At 61.9% G+C, this 21,764-nt stretch carries 21 protein-coding genes, 1 tRNA gene and 2 pseudogenes; 10 read left to right on the top strand and 14 right to left on the bottom strand.

From position 1 onward, the window contains the following. Nucleotides 1-67 precede the first annotated feature (67 nt). Together DI041_RS18465 and DI041_RS18460 are read left to right on the top strand one after the other, a co-directional pair. A complete protein-coding gene (locus tag DI041_RS18465; protein ID WP_046983409.1) occupies nucleotides 68-736 on the top strand; it encodes a hypothetical protein in 669 nt (222 codons plus the stop codon). Between the two features lie 70 nt (nucleotides 737-806). Further along, a tRNA-Ile gene (locus tag DI041_RS18460) sits at nucleotides 807-882 on the top strand. A 69-nt stretch (nucleotides 883-951) separates the two neighbouring features. Here the strand turns inward: DI041_RS18460 and DI041_RS18455 are convergent. Continuing rightward, a complete protein-coding gene (locus tag DI041_RS18455; protein ID WP_136638540.1) occupies nucleotides 952-1,134 on the bottom strand; it encodes a site-specific integrase in 183 nt (60 codons plus the stop codon). 12 nt (nucleotides 1,135-1,146) lie between these two features. On the opposite strand from DI041_RS18455, the pseudogene DI041_RS18450 reads away from it, so the two are divergent. Next, nucleotides 1,147-1,377: pseudogene (locus tag DI041_RS18450) on the top strand (DNA methyltransferase); the annotation flags it as partial. Between the two features lie 272 nt (nucleotides 1,378-1,649). Here the strand turns inward: DI041_RS18450 and DI041_RS18445 are convergent. After that, on the bottom strand, nucleotides 1,650-3,194 hold the full coding sequence (locus DI041_RS18445; protein WP_136638539.1) for an N-acetylmuramoyl-L-alanine amidase: 1,545 nt from the start codon (nucleotides 3,192-3,194) through the stop codon (nucleotides 1,650-1,652). A 462-nt stretch (nucleotides 3,195-3,656) separates the two neighbouring features. Beyond that, nucleotides 3,657-3,860 (bottom strand): annotated as a pseudogene (locus DI041_RS18435) (transposase); the annotation flags it as partial. A gap of 431 nt (nucleotides 3,861-4,291) precedes the next feature. Between DI041_RS18435 and DI041_RS18430 the strand changes: the two are divergent. Next, nucleotides 4,292-4,702: a hypothetical protein gene (locus tag DI041_RS18430; protein ID WP_136638537.1), complete on the top strand. Its 411-nt coding sequence runs from the start codon at nucleotides 4,292-4,294 to the stop codon at nucleotides 4,700-4,702. A 301-nt stretch (nucleotides 4,703-5,003) separates the two neighbouring features. On the opposite strand, the gene DI041_RS18425 is transcribed toward DI041_RS18430, so the two are convergent. The 3 genes from DI041_RS18425 to DI041_RS18415 form a co-directional block, all read right to left on the bottom strand. Further along, the gene (locus DI041_RS18425; protein ID WP_169050331.1) at nucleotides 5,004-6,395 is read right to left on the bottom strand and encodes a phospholipase D-like domain-containing protein; all 1,392 of its coding nucleotides are present in this window, start codon (nucleotides 6,393-6,395) and stop codon (nucleotides 5,004-5,006) included. Further along, complete coding sequence (locus tag DI041_RS18420) at nucleotides 6,373-7,407, bottom strand: alpha/beta hydrolase (RefSeq protein WP_169050330.1); 1,035 nt, start codon at nucleotides 7,405-7,407, stop codon at nucleotides 6,373-6,375. Before DI041_RS18420 ends, DI041_RS18425 begins: the two co-directional genes overlap by 23 nt. 138 nt (nucleotides 7,408-7,545) lie before the next feature. Beyond that, nucleotides 7,546-8,106 (bottom strand): hypothetical protein, encoded by a 561-nt coding sequence (locus tag DI041_RS18415; RefSeq protein WP_136638534.1) that lies wholly within the window; start codon nucleotides 8,104-8,106, stop codon nucleotides 7,546-7,548. A gap of 27 nt (nucleotides 8,107-8,133) precedes the next feature. Here DI041_RS18415 and DI041_RS21475 point away from each other — a divergent pair, with 27 nt between their 5' ends. After that, nucleotides 8,134-8,631, top strand: a complete 498-nt coding sequence (locus DI041_RS21475; RefSeq protein ID WP_248298447.1) for an Arm DNA-binding domain-containing protein — start codon at nucleotides 8,134-8,136, stop codon at nucleotides 8,629-8,631. On the opposite strand, the gene DI041_RS18405 is transcribed toward DI041_RS21475, so the two are convergent. Then, the gene (locus DI041_RS18405; RefSeq protein ID WP_046983406.1) at nucleotides 8,531-8,923 is read right to left on the bottom strand and encodes a DoxX family protein; all 393 of its coding nucleotides are present in this window, start codon (nucleotides 8,921-8,923) and stop codon (nucleotides 8,531-8,533) included. The two genes, DI041_RS21475 and DI041_RS18405, sit on opposite strands and share 101 nt — an antisense overlap. A gap of 116 nt (nucleotides 8,924-9,039) precedes the next feature. Here DI041_RS18405 and DI041_RS18400 point away from each other — a divergent pair, with 116 nt between their 5' ends. Continuing rightward, entirely contained in the window at nucleotides 9,040-9,459 is a 420-nt protein-coding gene (locus DI041_RS18400; RefSeq protein ID WP_046983405.1) for an H-NS histone family protein, read from the top strand. A gap of 49 nt (nucleotides 9,460-9,508) precedes the next feature. Next, nucleotides 9,509-9,916: a hypothetical protein gene (locus DI041_RS18395; protein ID WP_136638533.1), complete on the top strand. Its 408-nt coding sequence runs from the start codon at nucleotides 9,509-9,511 to the stop codon at nucleotides 9,914-9,916. 22 nt (nucleotides 9,917-9,938) lie between these two features. Here the strand turns inward: DI041_RS18395 and DI041_RS18390 are convergent, their stop codons facing one another. Continuing rightward, nucleotides 9,939-10,580: a glutathione S-transferase family protein gene (locus DI041_RS18390; protein WP_136638532.1), complete on the bottom strand. Its 642-nt coding sequence runs from the start codon at nucleotides 10,578-10,580 to the stop codon at nucleotides 9,939-9,941. Nucleotides 10,581-10,708: 128 nt separating this feature from the next. Between DI041_RS18390 and DI041_RS18385 the strand changes: the two genes are divergently transcribed. After that, complete coding sequence (locus DI041_RS18385; protein ID WP_136638531.1) at nucleotides 10,709-11,125, top strand: hypothetical protein; 417 nt, start codon at nucleotides 10,709-10,711, stop codon at nucleotides 11,123-11,125. A gap of 7 nt (nucleotides 11,126-11,132) precedes the next feature. Here DI041_RS18385 and DI041_RS18380 read toward each other — a convergent pair whose 3' ends face one another. Then, nucleotides 11,133-11,936, bottom strand: coding sequence for an AraC family transcriptional regulator (locus DI041_RS18380; protein ID WP_136638530.1), 804 nt, complete (start codon nucleotides 11,934-11,936; stop codon nucleotides 11,133-11,135). Nucleotides 11,937-11,943: 7 nt separating this feature from the next. On the opposite strand from DI041_RS18380, the gene DI041_RS18375 reads away from it, so the two are divergent. After that, the gene (locus tag DI041_RS18375) at nucleotides 11,944-12,879 is read left to right on the top strand and encodes a DMT family transporter (RefSeq protein ID WP_211195191.1); all 936 of its coding nucleotides are present in this window, start codon (nucleotides 11,944-11,946) and stop codon (nucleotides 12,877-12,879) included. Between the two features lie 8 nt (nucleotides 12,880-12,887). Here the strand turns inward: DI041_RS18375 and DI041_RS18370 are convergent, their stop codons facing one another. Beyond that, nucleotides 12,888-13,916 (bottom strand): helix-turn-helix domain-containing protein, encoded by a 1,029-nt coding sequence (locus DI041_RS18370; RefSeq protein ID WP_136638529.1) that lies wholly within the window; start codon nucleotides 13,914-13,916, stop codon nucleotides 12,888-12,890. A gap of 257 nt (nucleotides 13,917-14,173) precedes the next feature. Then, nucleotides 14,174-17,008 carry a TonB-dependent receptor gene (locus DI041_RS18365; RefSeq protein ID WP_046983399.1) on the bottom strand — a complete coding sequence of 945 codons (2,835 nt, stop codon included), beginning with the start codon at nucleotides 17,006-17,008 and terminating at the stop codon, nucleotides 14,174-14,176. A 556-nt stretch (nucleotides 17,009-17,564) separates the two neighbouring features. Between DI041_RS18365 and DI041_RS18360 the strand changes: the two genes are divergently transcribed. Continuing rightward, on the top strand, nucleotides 17,565-18,017 hold the full coding sequence (locus DI041_RS18360) for a PA2169 family four-helix-bundle protein (RefSeq protein WP_006395575.1): 453 nt from the start codon (nucleotides 17,565-17,567) through the stop codon (nucleotides 18,015-18,017). Nucleotides 18,018-18,096: 79 nt separating this feature from the next. Here the strand turns inward: DI041_RS18360 and DI041_RS18355 are convergent, their stop codons facing one another. The 3 genes from DI041_RS18355 to DI041_RS18345 form a co-directional block, all read right to left on the bottom strand. After that, the gene (locus DI041_RS18355) at nucleotides 18,097-19,806 is read right to left on the bottom strand and encodes a peptidoglycan D,D-transpeptidase FtsI family protein (protein WP_136638528.1); all 1,710 of its coding nucleotides are present in this window, start codon (nucleotides 19,804-19,806) and stop codon (nucleotides 18,097-18,099) included. 11 nt (nucleotides 19,807-19,817) lie between these two features. Continuing rightward, entirely contained in the window at nucleotides 19,818-20,246 is a 429-nt protein-coding gene (locus DI041_RS18350; RefSeq protein ID WP_046983397.1) for a hypothetical protein, read from the bottom strand. Further along, on the bottom strand, nucleotides 20,237-21,764 hold a 1,528-nt coding region (locus tag DI041_RS18345), incomplete at its 5' end, for an MFS transporter (RefSeq protein ID WP_248298550.1). The genes DI041_RS18345 and DI041_RS18350, both read right to left, overlap by 10 nt.

Here is a 21,764-nt window from a genome sequence, read left to right as displayed (position 1 = left end):
ATCATCCGCGTTGCAGGCGAGGGGATAGGATACGTGTCCTGTTTTCGCCCAGGTCAATGGAATGCCGATGAAACTGCCGATCCTGCTGCTCTCGCTGTCACCGCTGGTTGCCTGGGCGGATACTCCACAACCGCCGGCGTGCAATGCCGAGAGTTTCTTCAGCAGCCAGTTCGACTATGTCGTGGGCCGCGTGGTCGACGCCGGGGAGGTGCTGTTGCTGGGCGAGGCGGAAGGCTGCCTGGACGAAGAGCGTGATGGGTGCCGCAGTGGCGAGGAGATGGAACCGGGCACTGGCCTGGTGATCGGCGACCGCTGGAACAGCTACTACTGCGTGAAAGCACGTCCGCCGAGCAAGGAAGTGGTGGGCTGGGCACCGGAGCCGCGCGTGATGAAAACGAGCAACTATGTCGAGACCAGCCTGACCGACTGGGTTGCCCATTGGGAGCGCAGCGACGGAAATGCCATCGACATCGCAGCCAAGGGGGGCGCATTCGAGCTGAGCGTGCCTGGTAACGGCGAGGGCGCCGCGCCGCGGGTTGTGGGCCGTGTTGCACCAGAGGAGGATGAGGACGTGCTGTACCTGCACCAGGGGCGCTGCACGACACGAGTACTGCTGCGCGGCACCGACCTGGTGGTGGCCGACAATGGGGAGTGTGGCGAGCGCGAGCGCGGCCTGCGCGGTGAGTACCACAACCGTGCTCCATTGGATCGGTTGATGCAGCGCCTGGGGCAGTAGTGGCGCACGGGCCTGGTTTGGCGCGCAGTGGAAACCCATTGCCAGCCTCACTACACTGTGAGGCTGCACCGGGCCTATAGCTCAACGGTTAGAGCAGGGGACTCATAATCCCTTGGTTCCAGGTTCGAATCCTGGTGGGCCCACCAAAAAAAACAGGCACTTAGGCTTCCGCCAGGTGCCTTTTTTTGTGCCAGCGGGAAAATTTCCGGGAAAATTCAACGCTTGCGCGGTGGTTTCACGATGGGCATATCGTGATCGTAGCGACCCGTCGTGGTCGGTGACTTGTGCCCGGCCGCGTCCTGCTTGTCGCCACGGTTGCCCTCGGTGTCGGTAATGCCCCGGTGCTTGAGACCGTGCATCGAGAACCGCTCGTCTTCCTCAATCACTCCCTCGCTCATTGCCAGTCGCGTGTCTTCCGCGAGGCAGTGCGTAAGTCGGACAAGCACCACCTCACCGGCAAGCCGACCGACCTCATGCGCCAGCTGGTGCGGATCTGCGAGCAGGGCGGGTGCATCCCCGATCCGTTCGCCGGCTCGGGCAACACATTGGTAGCCGCGGACGCGGAGGGCTACAACTGGACCGGCATCGAGATGACCGGCCACTACTTCGACGTGGCCAAGAGCAGGCTGTCGCAAGTCTGACCGCGCTGTAGCGTTTTGAGATGACCAATTGCCGCCCGTTGGGTGGCCATTGGTTTTGGGCTTCCGATGCGTCCATACGACACTGGCGCGGAGATTGTTAGTGGCCAACCCAGGGTCGCAACTATCGGACCATGCACGGTGGCTCCCACCGTCTAGATTCCAAACGACAATGGCACTGTCACCTTCCCATAGTCACCGACGGCTCACACGTAGAGCCTCAGTCAAAAGAGCAGTTCACTCTCAACTTCCCTAGCGCTGAACGCCCATGATTACTAGGCTTGGCAGGTTACGGTGGACACAATTGGTTTTGCCTTGACTCCATCAGCGTCGTAGATTGTCGTTTGTACCGTATGGGTTGCATCGCTCGACTCAGTAGAGTCGCATCCAAAATTCCAGCTTAGCTGCCCGTCTTTGATCGTAACCGGTAGTCCCTTGGCATCGCCGCACCTGTGTCCTGGTGCGCACTGCACGATTTTTGCGTCCGCTTTCATCACTCCTTGAGGGTATCCCACGTAGGTGAAGGAGACCGGGACTTTGCTCGGACCTTTGCCAGCAGCAGGGCCTGTGGAGGTGATAGCGAAGGCTGAGCAAGACTTACCTTCGCGATACATGCGGTAGCCTTTCTCGAAACCGAGCATGGCGGCCTTTTGGAACACGGGATCCTTCAATGCGGCTTGATCGTCCGGATTCGTATGGAACCCAACTTCAGCGATCACTGTGGACATCGTTGCTACCCGCGTCTCAGCATTGTCATCGGTGTAAACTCCGCCCGCAGGATAGGACTCGTATCCTGGCGTTGAGTTGATTAGTTCCTTCATATAGCAGAGGGCGCTTTCTGCCAGCTTCTGATCTTCAGCGCGTCCAGGCTGATAGATCAGTCTCAATCCACGTGCAGTTGTGTCTGAAACGCCGTTTGTGTGAATTTGAAGAAGAGCATCAACTTGCTGATTGTTCGCGAAAAGGGGGCGCGCATATAGATCTTCGGTTCTTTCAATATCTCCCTCGCGCGGTGACGATGCTTTGGAATTCCAAACCGACGTGAGTTCCGGGTACTTGCTCGCGAGGTGATATCTTGACGAGACTTTCCACCACTCAAGCCCGCTTGGCTGATGAATAGTGGATTCCCGGGATCTGACAAAGGATGTCGTCGCTCCACTTCGGCTTACCAGTGCGCTAGATAGAAATTCCGCCATGGGCGGCGTAATCAAGTCCTCGACAACGCCGTTGTAGCTGTCGCGTTGAAATCGCCAGTCCTTGAATCCGTAGTGATAATAAGATCCATGTCCGGCTGATATCATTACTTTGGGGGGGTCGGCGCGGAGCTCGGCTCGCGTCGAAATTTTGTTGGTTGGCGATTTCTGGATCGGCGTTTCGCGTCGTTCCTCGGGGAAGTAGTGGTATATGTTTTCACCGCTAAATCGGAACTCAATGCCCCCGATAGGGATCACGCCTTCCATTAATGAAATGAGGGATCTGGATATCTCATGCAAGTTGTCTTCGAGCTGGGCACCATAGCTTTTGGGGATGAAGTCCTTGCCAAGATCCACTATCAACAGCTCGCCGGTTCTGTCGAATTTTGCAAAGACCCTATGACTATTGGAGGCTTGGCCTGGCAATGGAGGAAGACCATTTACAATTCGCTGCGCCTCCTTGGTGAGTTCACTTTCTAGCTGAAGGCGCTCATTTGCCTGCATATGAACAACGTTCTTCGGGCTGTCGGTTACGCCTGGATAGCTAATCGCAAATCCATTGTTCGCGCTTGCCAATGCGCCGACGCCGAGAACTACTGCGAGTGATGACCTATAGAGTGATTTCATAAATTCCCTTTACTAGTCTCAAGCCCCCTGTCCCCCGAAGGTATGGCAGAACCCGTAGTTCCTGCAACACATTGCGTAAGCCGGTGATCCTCTAAATCTGCCTGATGCGGAGATTGATATTCATTTATATCAATGGCTTGCGCCTTGGATTGGGCGGAGTACTTGGATTTGGTCACAGGATCACTTGATCCCATTATCGTCACCTGAATACTGGTGTCTCCCTATGGGACAAGGCCGCGAGAGCATGCGACCCCAGCTGGGCCGGTTCCGCAACCAGGCCGAGTACGTCTTGGGGTGGCAAGGCCGGGCACCATGCAGGTCGCCGCAGATCTTAAGGGCTACAGCTGGACCGGCATCGAGATGGCCGGGCACTACTACGAGGTGGCGCGTTTTCCACTGCACAGCCCGTAGGATGCTACCCACCACTGCGCCCTACAAGCCGCCCTCGGGCGGCTTTCTTGTCTGCTTGGGCTTGGGGTTTTCCTCCTCCAGCAGTCGCAGCCGCTTGAGCTCGGAAGGCCCCAGCTCGCCGTACTTCTTGGGCCACACGTAGAACGTCGCCTCCGCGATGCCCATCTTGCGGCGCACCTCCTCGACCGCCATCCCCGCGTCGACATGCTTGAGCGCATAGGCAATCTGCTCCTCAGTGAAACGGCACTTCTTCATCGCAGGATTCCTCGTGATCCACGGGGGCCATGCCGGGCGACGTCTCTACTTTACGTTGGCCCGATTTTCAGGGGGTGGGTCACTGCCGCTGGGTGGGCCAGCGCGCCGCTCACGGCGAAACTGCGGAACGGCACTCGGCCTCTACGTGCCAGGCGGAAGGTGTTTAACGGATGCCTTCTCTGGGCTCCGGCGTCGGTAGTGCATGAGGCTTTCTTCGCCGCGGGATTAATGTGAACTTTTATTGTATGTAAATAAATCGTGTGGTTGATCGGCCGAGCCCTATATGCCAGTAGCCTTCGCGGGCTGTACTGGGCATATTCACATTCCACCCCAGATCATCGCCAGGTCAGCTATCTACTTTTGTGGAAGCCGACGAGCCTGTGCTGTTCCGATGGGACGGCGTTTTTCTAACGAAGTAAGGATCTGTGTTCATGCGAGTCTCATTGAAAGTAATCGCGCTGTCTGTCGTCGCGTTGAGTGGAAGTGGCACCGCCCTTGCCAACACGCCGGTTCCAGATGCCATGGCATACCTCAGCACACAGAACATGATCGGCGCATTGCAGTATTGCGCAGGGCAGGGCTTCGCGGATGCTGGGGTAACATCCGCCGCCGGTGAGATGGCGGCGATGAAAGTTGAGGGACATCTTGCCGAAGCTGGTGCTCACGCCCGTAGCGTCGGTGAGCGTGGTGTGGTGTTCCACTTCTCCGCGAAGGATAGGAAGTCGCTGATTCCGGTTGTCACCATCGAAGCGCTGGCGGAGGCTGGGAAAACATCAGTCAAAAACGTCTGCGAGACTTACACGAAGGCCTTCGCCCCGACTGTAGGTAAGAGCAAGAAGTAGTGCGGCGGCGGGGCGCTGCAATTCCCGAGGGATGCGGTGCCCCGCTGCATTTCGACCTCTTCATACCTGCTCGTCGGATGCCCTGTGGGATATGGTCCGTTGCTCAAGAGTGGTCCGGTCCGTGCGTTGATTAATGACACGGCCTTCCACATCATTCGGCATCGACTATTTAACCAGGATCGCTGAACTTGCCTCCAAGTCGTGCGCGCACCGAGGGTCGATGACATGCCGGGGTGACGCACGGCTCCGTGGTCCAAAACCTGCCTGACCAGCGCATCACGATTGAGTACTGGGAGACTATTCACAGCGAACCACGGATCAGTGGCCCCAACCACCGAAGGGGGTTCTTACAGTTGATCTGGGTGCAGCGCTGGGGATCGTCAACGACCAAGCGCCCATGACCATCGGCTACCAAGGTTGCCCCCTCAAGGAGCGCCGAGATTTCTCGATCAAGTTCATCCGCTAGCCTGGATTTTCGCGAGGCTGGATAGTCAACGCGTATTCCATTCTCGGTATTGTGCCGCGCCGACAGGGGGTCGAAGTTGAAGCTGCCGACAAAGTACGAGTGATTGTCTACTCGCATGACCTTCGCATGCAGCATCCTTCCCTCGACGGGATCTAGGTACTCGCGCACCTCGAATCCGTCTCGAGCCAGCGCGGGGAGGTCATTGGCATACGCTTTTGCTAATGGCGGAAATTCGTTAGACAGATTGACGATCGAGGCGGTTAGTATCACCACCCTAACCCCGGCTTGAATCTTGCGCTTCAGCACGCCACGGACTTCTGGAACCAGAAGGATGTAGGGGTTAACGATGACGATCTCCCGACGCGCCTCGTCGATCAGTTGAAGCACACCGCCCAGAGTTCCATCATCCCTGCTTTTATCTGGCTGATCGTGGTAGTAGCGCAAGCTGGGACAGAAGGCGTCGCCGGCGCTCACGGGCACCGCCGCGGCATCAAGTCCATTTGTCGTATGCAACGGCACAGCCTGCAGCTTGCGCAAGATCGCTTGCGTACCAGCTCGCTGCTGTCGCCCTTTCCCTGGCTGAATCTCCACGCTGTAGGGTGATTGCCAAAACAGTTGGAAATGCGACCGCATTCGTGCGAAAACATCACTGTGTCCAGGGGTGAGCTCGCGAAGCGCCACGTCCTCTTCGATCAGCCAGCCTTTAGCGCTGGCGTCCCATATCGAGCTGCTGCCTACAATTGCGTAATCGCCTGCCAGGAAAAGTTTGTCGTGAGCGCGCTTTCGTATCCGTAAAATCCTGGATTTTGGATTGAAAACTCGGATCTCGAGGCCGGGAGCCATTTTCCTTATGGCCGCTACGAGGTCTCCATTGATAGGCATAGACACTCCCGGCCCAACGCCATCTATCAAAAGCTGAACCTTCACGCCGCGAACCGATGCGTCGATAAGATGTCTCAACAGACGCAGCCCAGTCTCATCCGTATCGAAGATGTAGGCAATCAACTGGATTTGCTGCGGCGGCTCGACCTTGTCAACCATGTACGTCCACAAATCCCGCTTGTCGCCATTTACGCGACGAATTTCTTCGCTGCATGTCGCAGTCGGCTTGAAGGAGCTTATCGAAGGGTCGGCGGCGCCGACCGGCGGTGCTGCGAAGCAAAGGCTAAGCAGTGCGCCTGCCTTGATGCTCCAGCGTTTGATTTCAGCGGACCGGCAAGGGTTCATCGAGTTCTCGCAGGGGATTGTTCCGGTGACCGGAGGCATCGATTTTCTGATTAAAAAATCCCTCGATCTGGTTCATCATTTCATCGAAGTTCTTATTGAAGTCTTTCGGAGAGACCTTATAGGCATCAAGCTCGGATTTCGCCACGTTTGCGTGCCACACGTCCGAGTTCTGCGGGTACACAATCATCATTTTCTCTCCAGATAAGCCGTCATACATACTAAATGCGGCCTCTGGCTGCACAGCCGGGTCCTTCATGGGTACAACCAAAAAAGTTGGTGCCGTTATTTCTTCGTATATTGCGCCTCCTGAATGGTCTTCCTCTCCCGTTCGTGAATTTTTCGCGTGACGCGCAAAGATGAATTTTGCCAGGCGCCTTGCTTCGTTGGCCTGATTGCCGGAGTAGTAAGGGGTTTCGTCAAGATCGGGGCGCTTTCCGAGAAATACATTGCCACTAAGTCCAGTCATTACCCCAATAGCGCCACCGACAGTCGGCAGCAGCTTGAGTTTTAAGGCCGGCGCCCAAAGCAGTAGGCCCGCAGTGTAGTCTGGATACTTCAGTGCGCCCGCGAGCGCGACGGTGGCCCCCAAGGAGTGTCCAGCGAAAACGACGCGCGGCCCCAAGCATGACGCTATCAACATGGCCCGATCCAATTCGTCCAGCCACTGAAAGAAAGTGACGTCGCGCGCGCTAACAGTGTCTTTCCCCCATTGGCCCGACAGAAGAATCGATAGCGTGTTGTAACCCTGCGCACGCAATCGTTCCCCAGCGCCTCGCAAGAAGTAGGGCGATTCGAATAGGCCGTGGACAAGGATCACTGTGACATCCGATGGCCCATTCTCCGGGAAGCCCAGCCGAGGGAGGTGCTTGGATGGAACTCCCTGCTCGATCTTCTTTTCGACCAGGCGCTGAAATGGCATGTCGCAGGCGGTACGCGCAGTGGCGGGAATTTCGATGTCCGGCTCAGATGCCCAAGTCGGAAATGTAAGCCATAGAAGATAGGCCAAGAGCATTCTACCTTGATGCATATAATGTTTGAATTTCTGTTCATGAAAGCCCGCTACATTCCCTGGGATGGCCAGTGAATACAAATCACAAAGTAGGGAGTGGCATATTGCCAAGGCATTTCAGAAGCACTTGCCGGGCCGCTATCACGGCTCTTCTGAAGCCGGGGCCGGCAATCGTACTGGTCGGAGATTCAATATAGTAGGAAGGGGCGAAAGCTCTTTTCTTTCGCCTGTATAGGCCAGTAGCTCCGCGAGGAGCACAGTACGTTTGCGGTGGTTTATGATTGCGACCCCGATGGACGCATCGCGCTTCCTGCCGCGCTGCAGGGAAGTACTTGGCAAATTGTAGAAGTTGATGGTCGTATCGATTTGACAGGCAGGAGTTTCCAGCGCCTCTGCCACGTACGCATCCAACTCGATCAGATGCTTGGTTTGCCCTTGACCACCAACCTCGTAGTACCGTTCGGATTTACTTGTCACGGCGTTACCCAAGGCCGCATGGCCCGCTCCAGCCAGATGACTGTTCTTGTCTAGCACCGCGAGCCTAGCGGTTAGTCGCATGCAGATCGCATCAAGGTTGCGGACATGATCGCCGTCCAGGCCTGCCCTCCCGTCGCGCAACTGCTTATTAAGGGCGCGTTCGGAATGACCAAGCTGCGCTGGCGTTGGGGATGATGGTCGCGCTTGTTCAAGAAATTCCCCCACGCTTTGAAATGCCTGTTAGTGCATGGCATGAATTGGAGGATCTCGGGGGCCAAGGTGTGGCGCTACTGGGGCAAGACCAGCATCGTCACGCTCGATGAGTACCCGTCGATGTCGCTGCAGGCTGCCCGCGCCGAACGCGACCGCCTGCGTTCCCCGCTGCGCGGTGGAGCCAATCCCGCTCAAGTGGCCAGGGTTGAAAAGGCGGGCCAAGGAGAGTGGGCTGCGAACACCTTCGGTGCCATCGGCCTGGAGTTGCTCGCCAAGCGCACCACGGTGCAGAGCATGTCTCGGATGGGCGCTTGGCTCGTGTCCTGGAGGATTGATACCAGCCGTTTCCGCGCTTCCACCTCTACTAGGGGTAATCCACACGCTGGCGCCGAAGGCCGATCTTCTCCGCTGGCGCGTGCAGATCACGGATCGGCTTCTATCCGCGCCGCCCCCTGCCATCAATGCTGTAGCGCCCGGCGCCGGTGCAGGCCAGCAGCAGGAAGCCACCGGCCAGCCCCAGGTTCTTCAGGAACATGATCTGCTGGGTCTGGTCTGCGAAGTTGTGGTGGAAGATGAAGGCGGTGATCAGGCTGAAACCCACCAGCACGATCGACACCAGCCGGGTCTGGAAGCCGAGCAGGATGCACAGCCCGCTGCCGATCTCGAAAACGATGGTTGGCCACAGCAGGATGCCCGGCACACCCATCGCTTCCATATAGCCCTGGGTGCCGCTGAGATCACCGAGCTTGCCCAGCCCGGAGACCAGGAACAATGCCATCAGCAGGATGCGCGCAAGCAGGTAGGCAAGCGAATGCGATGAGTGGCTCATGTGGATGTCCTCAGGGGCTGGCGACGCCGATCGGAGCCCAGCGCCGGTGAAGCCTGTGTATACAACCAGATAGGGCGTCTTGACAGACAGCCATGCCGCAGTAGACCTTTCCCGCCATGACGATCGATATTGAATCGCTCAGCCTTCGGGAACTGGGTGCCTTGGTGGCTGCCGCTGAACAGCGCAGACAACTGATTTCCAACCGTCGCCCGGCCAGTGCGGTGCGGCGCATGTTGAAGGCCGCAGCGGCCGAAGCCGGCTATACGCTTGAAGAGCTCTTCGGCGAAGAAGCCGTCGAAGACGCCGCACCCAGCCGCAAGCCCGCGAGGCGTAGAACCGGAAAGGTGGCGGCCAAGTACCGCGACCCGGAGTACAAGCGCCTGACCTGGTCCGGCCGCGGGCGCATGCCACGCTGGCTGGCGTCCAAGGTGCAGAAGGGCCACAAGGTGACCGATTTCCTGATTCCCGGCCTGGCCCGGCCGACGGCGCGCAAGAGCAGCCCGATCGGCAAGCGCACGGTCTTCAAGAAGGATTGACCAGGCCACGCTGTTAACCTGCCAGGATCTGCACAGAGCGAGAGCACGCATGCAACACAACGGCAGCATGATGATTGCGCCCAAGATCCTGTACGCCGCAGGCGCCGCAGCCGTGCTGATCAGTCTGCTGGCCTGGTCGGTGGAATGGAGTGGGGTGGCCTACGTCTGCCCATACTGCCGGGTGCAGCGCACGGGTATCGGGCTGTTGGGCCTGTTGGTGCTGTTCGCGCGGCCCGGCGGGCTCATCGTGCCTTGGCTTTCATACACCACGGGCGGTTTCGCGTTCGTGGTGGCGGCGATGCAGCACTTCAACGGCTGGAAGCGCATTTCCGCCGGCAATTTCAGCTTCAATGAACAGTGGTACATCGACCCCTGGCTGCTGTCGGGCTGCGCGATGCTGATCCTGGTGGCGCAGCTGATGCTGGTACAGGCGGCGTGCCGGCGCAGTCTGCACTGAGGCCTGCCCACGGGGCGTAGCGTCAGGCGTTCTGGAACACTGCCAGCTGTGCGGCATACGCACGTTGGTAGGCGGGGCGGTGCGTTGCACGGGCCACATAGGCGACCACCTGCGGGTGCTCGTCGAGGAGGCCGCTGCTCTTCAGGCGCAGCAGCACCGAGACCATCATCAGGTCGCCCACGCTGAAGTCACCGTCAAGCCACAGGGCTTTGCCCAGCCACGCTGACAGCTGCGCCAGCCGCATACGCACACGCTCATCGAGCATCGGCAGGCGCTGCGCGTACCAGGGCTGCTCGCGCTCCAGCACCCAGGCCATCGAGCGTTCGACAATCGGCGGCTCCACCGTGTTCAGCGCGGCAAACACCCACATGATGGCGCGCATGCGCGCATCCGGATCGGTCGGCAACAGACCGGGATGCTGCTCGGCCAGGTGCAGGATGATCGCGCCGGATTCGAACAGGACCCGATGTCCTTCCTGCCAGGTGGGAATCTGTCCGAAGGGACTCCGTGCCAGATGCGCGGGCTGCTTCATCTCGGCGAAGGTGAGCAGCTGCACGTCATAGGACACACCCAGCTCTTCGAGGGCCCAGCGCACGCGCATGTCACGGGCCAGGCCCTGGCCGCGGTCCGGGGAGGTGGCGAAGGCGGTGAGGATGGGGCACATCGGGGTACTCCTTCGGGCCGAAGGGCCCGCCTTTCCTGTTCCGACGAACGACGGGGCGGGAAATCGACAGCCATTCCGGGACGCCGGGCGATACACTGCCCGCTACCCATCAACCCTGTGCCCTCCCCATGTGGCAGCGCCGCACCTCCCTGGCCGAACTGCGGCAGCAACGCGATCTGCTACAGGCTGAGATGGATGCGGAAGCCCGGCGACAGGTCTCATGGCTTCCGCCGGATGATCTCGTGGCAGCGCTGATGCCGCAGGCGCGCCGGCTGCAGGAGCTGAATCAGCAGATCATCCGGGCTACTCCGCCGCGTGAGCTGATGAAGCGCCTGCAGGCGCTTGAACGGCAGCTGGTCGAATCCGGTGCACAAAGCGCAGGTATGCGGCAGGCGCTGCGGGATGAACTGCGCGATCTGAACCTGCATTTCAGCAATCCGCGCCGTCGTCCATTGACAGCCAAGGTGTTGCTGATCCTGTTGGCTAGCGTTGCGGCGGCGTTATTGCTGCCGAAGCTGCTCGTGGACCTGCTGGCTGCTATCTAACTCGCCCTCACTCTGCCCGATGCAGCTTCCGGTACTGATCCGGCGTGCACTGCGCGTGCCGCTTGAACATCTCGGCGAAGGCGCTGACGCCGGAGTAACCCAGCTCTTCGGCGATCCGGCTGATCGGCCGGCGTGTGCACAACGCCTCCGTGGCGCGCACGAACTTCACCCGCCCACGCCAGTCGCCAAGCGACATGCCCAGTTCACTGCGTGCCATGCGCTCCAGCTTGCGCACGCTCATGTGGTGGCGCTGCGCGACCTCGGCAACCGATTCGGCCGCCGACAGGCGTTTCTCCATGTACGCCATCACCTGCTTCAGTGCAGCGCTGCTGGCGATCGGCAGGAAACTTGGCAGCACCGCGGCATTGACGATCTGATCGATCACCACCGCGGCCATGCGCCGCTGGACCGGTGTCTGCGGATCGGCAACCCCCTGCCGTGCCAGCTCATGCAGCAGTTCACGCAGCAACGGGCTGACTTCCAGCGCACTGCAACGCGTTGGCAGCCGACGTGACAGTGCTGCCGACAGATAGGCCGAGCGATAGGCCAGCTGCGATCGATTGCGCGAGTAGTGGGCCATGCCGGGTGGAATCCAGATGGCGTAGTGGGGTGGAGATACCATCCACTCACCATCGATCTTCATCTCCATCACGCCCTGCGCGACGAAGTTGAACTGTCCCCAGGGATGACTGTGCGTGCCCCAGTTGGTGGGCTCCATCGAGCCCTGCCGGAAGTAGATTGGACCGGGCAGCTGGAGGAAAGTGGGGACCGGCTCAAGCGGTTGCCGCAAGCGAGGGGTGGAATGGCGCATTTTCGGGATGTCCTCGATATGCGCCAAGCGTACGCTGGCCATTCCCCTGCGTACAGCCGCCGCCTTGAACTATCTCTTTCCTATCCTCGCGTGCCTGTTGTGGGGCGCAAACACCATCGTCACCAAGCTTGCCTCCGGTTCAGTGGGCCCGATCGACATCGGCTTCTTCCGCTGGCTGGTGGCGGCCGTCCTTCTGTTGCCGTTTGCCCTGCCACGTCTGCGCGGAAACCTGCCAACCGTGCGTGCAAATCTCGGCCGCTTCCTGGTGCTGGGTTGCCTGGGTGGCGTGATGTACCAGTGCCTGGCGTACTACGCGGCACACTTCACCTCGGCCACCAACATGGGGGTGATCCAGGCCCTGATTCCACTGATCGCGCTGGCGCTGTCACGTGTATTCATGGGCCATCCGGTGCGTGGCACCGCCATCCTCGGAGCGGTGATCTCCAGCATCGGCGTGGTCGCGGTGGTGTCCCAGGGCGACCTGGCGCGGTTGGCTACGCAGGGCCTGAACCGCGGTGATGCGATCATGCTGGTCGGAGCGTTGGCCTTCGCCGCCTACAACGTGCTGATGCAGCGCTGGAAGATTCCGCTGTCGGTGCTGGAGTCGCTGTTCCTTCAGGCCACGGCCGCGTCGCTGATCCTGCTGCCACTGCAGCTGCTGATCGGGACCGGGGTGGACAACCTGACGGCGGTCGGTTGCATCGGCTTCGCTGCGGTCTGTGCATCCATTCTCGCGCCGCTGACCTGGATGACCGGCCTTTCCCGGCTGGGCGCAGCGCGTGTTTCCGGCTTCTTCAATCTGGTGCCGATCGTCACCGCTGCGTTGGCGGTGATGCTGCTGGGGGAGTCGCTCACTGGATGGGTACTGGGCGGTGGCCTGCTGGCTGTCGGCGGCGTGGTGTTCGCCGAATACGCTGCCAAGCGCGCAGCAGCGCAGGCGTAGTGTCGTGATCAAGAATCGTGCACCGATCCGCACAATGCCTGCTGCACCCGCAACTCCAGTGCATCCACATCGTGACCTCGCTTGCCCTGCAGGCTGAGATACAGCGACAACGGGTCAACCGCATCGTCGATGCTGGTGAACCCGGGCGGATATGCCCAGATCTGCAACCGGGCATTCTGTGCGCAGGTGGGCCCCGGCGCGGGCAGTGCGCCCAGTACCCGCCAGGTTTCGATGTACAGGGCGCGGGTGGTGCTGGCCGCCTGCGAGGGACCGGCAAGGAGGGCATCGGTACCGGCCACGGGTGCCGGATGGCCGGCACTGCGGAGCACATCGGCGGTCTGTTCCCAGCAGACATCCACCTCTTTCAGCACCGGCGAGCGCAGGAACGGTTGTGCCCGGGCCCAGACATCGTCGCGGTTGCCGGCCAGCGTGAGGAAGCGCTCGCGGCCGCCCTTGGAGCGTTCGACCAGTCCGCGTTCGACCAGTTCGGCAGAGAGGCGCGATGCCGTCATGGAGGTGTAGCCAGCGGCCGCACTGATCTCGCGGGGAGACCACCATCGCGGCTGCCCCGACAACAGTACGTGGATCAACACGGCCTGTGCCGAGGGCAACAACGAGATGGCCTTCTTCTCGTGATCGGGCGCGTCGCGGAACTCGATGGCCAGGCTGGGCGCGAACAGCTGGGCATGCGGAACCACGAAGTCGATATGGGCCTCCACCAGGAACCGTCGTTGGGTGGGGGTGAGATAAGGAGAGACATACAGGACCAGTGCATTTGCCGCGGCGCGCAGGCAGCGGACGTCCTGGATGACGCGGCTGCTGGACTCGCTGGGCTCGCGGGCCACGGCAAGCATCGCAGGGGTTTCCCCATACAGCATCAGCTCGGCAAGGTGGTAGCGCGAGGACATCGCGCGTGGAATGGCATGCGATGAAGCCAGCGGGTGCACCGCAGAGGCGAGCCCGGGGAGAATCCGGCGCAGGTACCGCTGCGCGTCAGTGACCAGGTCGGTCAGGCCAGTGCGAACTGCCGTCGTCATCTCGTACTTCCCTTGCGGCGGCACGTCCGGAGGATCGGGACCGGGCCACACCGTCGCGTTCAGTGGTGAACCTGGAGACGGGCGTGCAGTGTCGAGGCGCGTGGCGATCCATGCGGTCCTGCTCCTTTGCCGTCATGACATCAGTGTTGCCGGGAACCTTGGAGATTCCGTCGAAGAACGATGGAGATCGGGTGGAGGTTGTGTGCATCGTGGCCGGCGGACTCCCCTTCCGCCGGCCACGAGCACGTACCTGTCGATCAGAAGCGCTGCGAGTACTTCACGTACACGGTGCGGCCGATGTCGAAGCCGCCGTAGTAGGGGAAGGAGCTGGACGGCTTGGAGAACATGATCGGGCCCTGGTGGTTGAACACGTTGTTCGAGCCTAGTGCCACCGTGCCGTCCCACGGCAGCTTGTAGCTGACCTGGATGTCGTGGAAGGCATTCGAACCCACCTTGCGCAGTGCATCCGGCTCACCATAGGCGTAGCGGTCGGGCAGGGTGCAGGGCCGGTTCGGCACGCAGTTTTCAACCATGCCGGAGAAGTAGCGCACGGTGTACTGGGTGCTGAAGTTGCCGAGCTGCCAGTTCACGCCCAGATTCGAGCGCAGTCGGGAAATGCCAGGCTGGCCGATCCGGCCCATCATGATCGTATCGCCGGCCGAGTTCTGGTTCTGCTCGTCGTACTTGGAGACGTAGCTGTTCTGCAGGTCGATGGTGATGCGGCCGAAGGAGAACTCGGGCAGGCGATAGCGGATGCCCAGATCCCAGCCTTCGGTCTCCATCGAGCCCAGGTTGGCGAGGCCGTAGAACATGCTGGTGATGTGGCCATCACCGGCGCGCTTGACGCTTCCGCAACGCGAGGCATTACCCAGCACGTAGCAGTCACGCAGGATGCGGTCGACGCTGTCCTGGATGATCATGTTGGTGATCTTGTAGCTGTACCAGTCGAGGTTGATGTCCAGGCCCTCGACCCAGCGCGGGCTCCAGACCACGCCCACGGTCTTGCTCTTGGACTCTTCCGGGCGCAGCTTCGGGTCTGAGCCGGTGGTGAACTCGTCAGGAGTGGCGCACGGATAGCTGGCACAGGGCTTCAGGCTCTGGTTCAGCTGCTGGTAGCCCAACGGCACGCCGGCGGCGTTGCAGGCGGCATTGCCGTTGACGCTGTTGGTGGCACCGATGCCGCAGGGGTCGACATACGTTTCGAAGCTGGTACCCAGGCCGCCGTACAGGTCGGAGATGCTCGGTGCGCGGAAGCCTTCGGCGAAGGTGCCGCGGATCATCAGCTCTTCGATTGGACGCCAGGCGAAGCTCGCCTTGGAATTGGTGGTACTGCCGAAGTTGCTGTAGTCGGAGTAGCGCGTGGCCAGGTTCACGGTCAGTTCCTTGGCGAACGGCAGGTCGCGCAGCACCGGTACGTTCACTTCGGCGAAGAACTCGTTGAGGCTGTAGTCCCCGGCGGTGGTGGAGGCGCCCAGCGCCGTGCTCTGCCGCGACTGCGCGAAGGCATCGGGCACGAAGCGGCCTTCTTCCTTGCGGTACTGGTAGCCCAGGGCGACCGACAGGTCACCGGCGGGCAGCTCGATCACCGGGCCGGAGATGTTGGCGAAGTAGCTGCGGGTCTTGGTGATGCCGGTGTCGTTGAACGTCGGGAACAAGAAGCGCTGCAGTTCAGGATCGGAGAGAGAGCCAGCCCCCGCGACCCCGAACGGCAGCAAAGGATTCCAGGCCAGGCAACCCGTGACCGGCGATGCCGCCGTGCCACACCGGGCCACACCGTTGGCATCGAGGTAGGAGGGCCCCAATGCCTGCCGGGAAGCGATCAGGCTCATGTCGCCACGGCCTGTTTTTGTAACTTCATTGCGGTTGAACAGCGCGCCGACGTCCCAGTCGTACGCCTTGCTTCCCAGCTCGAAGTAGCCGGACAGGCTGGGCGCGACGCGCAAGGACTTCAACTTGCTTTCGGTCGTGCGCGGCACCTCCCACAGGCGGCGATTGAACGCGATGCTGTGGTCGACGGGGTTGAACACGCTGGCCGCATCCAGCGGCGTGCCGAACTTGGTCGACTGGTACGGGTAACCTGCAATCTGCTGGTCGGTGGTGCGCTCGTTGTAGCCGATATCGGCAGTGAACTTGATCTGCTCGGTCAGTGCGTAGTCCGTGCTGAGGAACAGCGAGCGACGCTCGATGCCGGTCTGCAGGTGCATCTGCTCGTTGCCGTTGGCGAACTCGGACGGCGTGATCGGGTGGTAGTCGTTCGGGTTCTTCGGGTTGCCGCCACGATTGAGCGTCTTGAACACCGCATCACCGGTGTTGCACTTGTACAGGGCCGGGTCGCACCACGAACCGTTCTGGCTGATGTTGCTCCAGTCCGCACCGGGGTAGTTGGGGCCAGCACCACCGTACCGGGAGAACTCACGGTCGCGGGCGAACACCGGGTCCGATTTCTGGTATTCCAGTGCGAGCGTGTAGCCACCGCGTTCACCACGGGCGCCGGTGACCAGCGAGAAAGTGCTGTCCTTGCCGTCGCCCTCGCTGAACTGCCCATGTTGCACGGACACTTCCAGGCCTTCGTAGTTCTTGCGGGTGATGATGTTGACCACGCCGGCGATCGCATCCGATCCGTACAGCGCAGAGGCGCCGTCCTTCAGTACATCGATGCGCTCCACCGCGCTCATCGGGATCTGGCTGAGATCCTGGTAGCCGCCGGTGGTGGCGCCCAGGCGCTTGCCGTTGACCAGCACCAGCGAGCGGGTGGCGCCCAGGTTGCGGATGTTCACGTAGTAGCCGCCGACGTTCTCGCCGGAAGCCAGTGCGCGCGCACGCGAAATGGTCGGGGCGCCGGTGGAGGTCAGGTTCTGCAGCAGGTCGGCAATGGTGGTGAAGCCCTGCTGTTCGATCATCGCGCGGGTGATGGCGATGATGGGCTGCTGCGTCTCGATGTCGACGCTGCGGATGGCCGAGCCGGTGACCTGGATGCGATCGAGGTTCTTCGGTGTTTTCTCGCTGCCATCCTGGGCATGTGCGGCCGGCGACCAGGTGGCAGCCAGGGCGGTGCCCACTGCCAGTGAAAGCAGGGTGTACTTGTAATGCATTTGGCTCTCTCCAAATCCAGTTGAATGGGTTTCGTGCATTGCTGCGTGGAAACCGATCTGAAACTCCGCTGTGCGGAATCGGAAGGAACCTAACACTCCGTTTACATCCTGATTACGTTATGGACGCGTTATCGTCGCGCGCTGGCTCCGTGCGTTCCTGCACGGGTCCTGCACGAATTCTCTACGCGCGCACATGCTGCTTTGCATCAGTGTGCCTGTGCACCTTTTGCAGATCGAAGGAGATGCGTAGTGAATACCCCTGGAAAGCCCAAACCCAGTTGGCGGCAGAGGCATGTGCTGCTGCTTGTACTGGCCATCGTGCTGCTGGTTGCGTTGATCATCATCATCGCGCCCTGGTGAATCGACGTCGGTTCGCTTGTTTTCCGTGAACGGAAATGCGCCTGCGCATGAAGAAGTCAGCGCGCGTTGAACGTGGTGATGTGCACATCAATCGGTACTCACCCGACAGCCACGCCACACCCGCCACAGTGGGGTCGAAGGCAACGCAATCGCGCTGCCATTCCCCACAGATTTTCGAGCACACAGGAGCGACTCCATGAGCACCCAGTCCACCATTGAACATCGCCTCAACGACCTGATCGAGATCGCCCGCGACGGCAAGTCGTTCTATGAAGAAGCCGCGACCAAGGTGAAGGATGCCGAGCTGTCGGCATTGTTCACCCGTATCGCCGGTGTCAAGGGTCGTATCGTCTCGGCCTTGAGCAGCTCGGTTGCTGCCAGCGGCGGCAAGCCTGCCGAGCACGGCACCATGGTCGGTTCGATGCAGCAGTTCTACGGCAAGGTACGCGCCGCGTTTGGCGACACCAATTATGGCTATGTGGCCGAACTGGAAGAATCCGAAGATCGCCTGCTTGGTGCGTTCAAGGACGTGCTGAAGGACAACGAGCTGCCGCCGGCCGTGCGCCAGGAAGTCACCCAGCTACTTCCGGAAGTTCAGGAATGCCACAACGTCATGCGCGCCCGCAAGCACGCCATGAAGGCGGCCTGACGCTCTCTGGCGGCCTTCTCCCCGGGGCCGCCACGGCTGGAGCGGCATTGCCGCTCCGGCCATCTTTGCAGCAGGCGCCTCAATCCCGCGTTTCAGGTGCGATGTCCGTCAGATGCAACACGCGGCCGATCAGCTCGCTGAAGATCGGTGCAGCGACGGCGCCGCCACCATAGCCCCCCAGCCGCGCATCCGGATCGTCAACGACCACGGCGACTGCATAGCGCGGATGGTCCGCGGGAACGAGGCCGGCGAACAGCGATGTATAGCGGCGTGCATAGCCGCCGGCACTGGCCTTGCGCGCGGTGCCGGTTTTCCCTGCGATCGGGTAGCCGATGATGCGGGCACGGGTCGCAGTGCCGCCCGGCCCGGAGGTGGTTGCCAGCATCGACAGCACCTGCTCGGCAACATGTGCAGGCATTGCCCGTGTGCGGGCCGGTGACTGCCCGAGCTCGAACGTTGGTTGCACGCGCATGCCGTGGTTGGCCAGCGTGGCGTAGGCATTGGCCAGCTGCAGCGTGGTCATCGACAGACCGTAGCCATAGGCCATGGTCTGCTTGCTGGTTCCGCTCCACGCGTGCGTATCGGCCAGCGTACCGCTGCGCTCTCCGGGAAAGCCGCTACCGGTCGGGTGCCCGGCCCCCAAGGCCGCGAACATGTCGTGGAGCTGGTCGTTGCTGAGGCGACGTGAGATCAACGAGATGCCGACGTTTGAACTCTTCTTCAGTACCTCGGTGGTATCCAGTACACCCAGGTCACGGTAGTCCCGAGTGGTGAAACGTCCGTTGCGGATCCAGCCGGGGTGGGTGTTGAACGAGCTGGTTGTGGTGATCACGCCGGCATCGAGCGCCGCAGCCACCGTGAATGGCTTCACCGTGCTGCCGGGCTCGAATACATCGGTGACGGCGCGGTTGCGGCGGGCGTTGATGGGCCCCGCGCCGGGATTGTTGTTGTTGTACGTGGGCCAGTTGACCATCGCCAGGACCTGGCCACTACCGACTTCCAGCACGACCACGCTGGCGGCCGCAGCGCCGTGGCGTTGGGCCGCCGGTCCCAGGCCTGCATGGAGGGTGTACTGCATGCGGCTGTCGAGCGACAACACGATGTCCTCGCCGGCGCGCGCAGGACGGCCGCGGTCGCGCAGCTCCACGGGGCGGCCCTTGCGGTCGATGGTGACGTCGCGGTAGCCCGCCCGGCCGGCCAATCGCGTCTCGAACATCCGTTCCAGGCCTTCCACGCCACGGCCTTCGATATCGGTGATGCCGATGACCTGCGCGAACAGATCCGACTGCGGATAGAAGCGCTTGAACTCTCGCTGCAGGTGCACTCCGGTGGGAGCCTTGGCGAGCAGCGCTTCCAAGGTCGTTGGATCACCCCGGCGGAAGCCGGGCAGGTAGACGAAGCGCCGCTTTCGATCGCGCGCGAGCAGGCGGACCAGCGCGGCGGCATCAGCGTCCAGTGCCGTTGCCAGTGCTTCGACCGACCCTGATGCATCGAAGAATTCGCTGGGGTCGATCCACAGCGAAGCCACCGGCGCTGATCCGGCGATGACGGTGCCATGGCGGTCGTAGAGCGTGCCGCGATGGGCACGCAGGGGATGGTGCCGAAGCATCCGCGCTTCGGCCTGGCGCAGGTAGAAACGATGGTGGATGATCTGTACATCGGCCGCGCGTGCCAGCAGCAGGCCGCCCATCGCGACCAGTGCTGCGCAGGTCAGGCGGTAGCGGCGACGGAAATCATGGCCGCGTGCTGCATGTGGGGAAAGGCTCCTGTTGCGTACGCCGCTGGACATCGATCGCGTCGCTACAGCGGCTGATCGGCGATGTACGCCAGCAGCGCAGCGGCGCTGTCGACGACGCTGGCATGGCTGCGACTGTTGGCAATGGCCATGCAGGTGATTTCGGCATCGCGCAGTGCCGCCAGCCGGTCCTGCAGGCGGGGATAGGGCTCGGCCGAGCGATAGGTTGCGGTGTAGCCGGCGTCCAGCATCGGTTGGATCTGCAAGGGGTGGCTGCCATGCCGCTCGCGCAGCGCACGGTCCAGCCGCGCGACATCGCAGGATGCAACGGCGTTGAACGCGTATTCCCACGCCAGGGCATTGGCCATGCCCATGTCGATCTGCTTGAGCAGTGCATCGCGCGGCGGTGTACCGAGGGGCGGGGCTGGCACCGCCAGCGCATCGGTGGCCGGCAGTGCGATCAGAAGCAGGATCAGCGGAAGGTTCAGTCGCATGTGTGTGGCTCCCGGCGTGAAGCAGAGGTGCGTGCTGCGGGGCTCTGCTGTGGGCGTCCCAGCAGTGCCACCGCTAGGCTGGCCAGCGCTGCGGCGATGGCCGAGGTCCACAGGGCGCTGGCGAAGCCGTGGCTGTAGATCGCCTGTGCGAACGTCGCGGTGTGTGAGCCGGCGAATGTACCGGTGGCGATCGCATCGGCCATCGGCCGCACGTCGCCGGGTGGCACCGCCGCCGCCAACGCGGTGCGGATGCCCAGGCTCAGTGCGCTGGAAAGGATGGTGAAGCCCAGCAGGATGCCGACGAAACGCGTGGTGGCGCTGATGCCGGAGGCCATGCCGGCGCGGTCGCGCGGTGCCGCACCGATGATGGCCTTGGAGGTCTCGCCATTGAGGATGCCGCCACCGGCACCGATCACAACCATCGCGAGCAATGCAAGCCATGGTTGCTGCTGCCACGCGGCGAGGCCGGCCACGGCGTTGCCGGCGGCGGTGATCGACAGGCCGATGGCCAGCACGGCCGGGCTCGTCAGGTGGCGGCCCAGCCGCCGGCCGATCGCAGGGAACATCAGCATCGCCGCAGCGAAGGGCAGCATGCCGACACCGGCGGCCAACGCGCCCAGCCCCATGCCATTCTGCAGATACTGCGGCAGCATCGAGGCCATCACCTGGGCGCTGACCGAATAGCCGACCATGGCGATGAGCGCGCCGACGAAGCGCGGGCTGGCCAGCAGCCCGAGGTCCACCATGGGATGCGGCCGTGCCCGCTCAACGATGACGAAGGCGGTCCCCATGGCGAAGGCCAGGGCCAGCCCGGTCAACGCCGTTGCAGCGCCCCAGCCCTGCGCCAGGCCTTCCACCAGGAACAGTACGATGCCGAAGATCGCCAGGCTGAAGGTGGCGATGCCGGGCGGGTCGAGCGGGCGGAGCACGCTGTCGGAGGATTCCGGTATCCAGCGCAGCGCGCCGTAGCCGAGCAGGGCGAGGAACGGCAGGATCGCGATGAACACCGCGCGCCAGCCCCATAGCGTGGACAGTACGCCACCGATCAACGGCGAGAGCACCATCATCATGCCCATGGCCGTGCCCCAGAATGCCCACGCGTTGTCCTTGGCGGCCCCCTCGTGGAAGGTGTGGCCGATGATCGACAGCGATGGCGCCAACAGGAATGCGGCACCCACGCCCTGCAGCGCCCGCGCGAGATAGAGTGATGATGCGGTCGGCGCCAACGCGCACAGCAATGAGGTGAGGGCGAACACGGTGATGCCGATCAGCAGCACGCGGCGGCGGCCGCAACGGTCGGCGATGGCACCGGCCGGCAGCAGCAGCGAAGTGAAGGACAGGATGTAGGCGCTGATCACCCACTCGATATCCGCGAACCCGGCATGCAGGTCACGCGCGATGCCGGGCAGCGCGACCGCCACTGCATTGGTCTCCAGCACGGTCATCGTGCAGCCCAGCGAGGCCACCAGCAGGATCCGGTCGGGCAGCCTGCGTGTCACAGGGGAAAGGGTGGGGGAG

The sequence above is a fragment of the Stenotrophomonas maltophilia genome, from assembly GCF_004920835.1.
In the GTDB taxonomy this organism is placed as follows: domain Bacteria; phylum Pseudomonadota; class Gammaproteobacteria; order Xanthomonadales; family Xanthomonadaceae; genus Stenotrophomonas; species Stenotrophomonas maltophilia_AQ.
Note: the sequence above shows the minus strand (reverse complement) of the source record. Positions and strands in the feature narration are given on the sequence as shown.